Below are 244 nucleotides of genomic sequence, written 5' to 3' on the forward strand. Positions count from 1 at the left end.
TTGCCGGGAAATTTCATCGGGAGGTGCCGTCTGGAAAAACAGGCGGAGAATGATATCACACTCTCCGCCTGCGCTTTAACGGCGTGCGTCGACCAGTTGCACCATCATGTCGATATGCGCCTCATCGGCGTTCAGCGCAGGGATATACTCAAACTTCTCACCCCCGGCATGCATGAAGATTTCGCAGTTTTCACCACTGATCTCTTCCAGCGTCTCCAGGCAGTCTGACGAGAAGCCCGGGCTC

1 protein-coding gene is annotated in these 244 nt (G+C 55.3%); it reads right to left on the reverse strand.

Features of this window, described 5'->3' with window-relative positions; genetic code table 11:
• Nucleotides 1-75: 75 nt before the first annotated feature.
• Nucleotides 76-244: ferrochelatase (locus SB765_RS32830; protein ID WP_410932919.1), on the reverse strand; the 169-nt coding region annotated here is incomplete at its 5' end.

The sequence above is a fragment of the Pseudomonas sp. SIMBA_067 genome, assembly GCF_046534675.1.
GTDB lineage: Bacteria > Pseudomonadota > Gammaproteobacteria > Pseudomonadales > Pseudomonadaceae > Aquipseudomonas > Aquipseudomonas putida.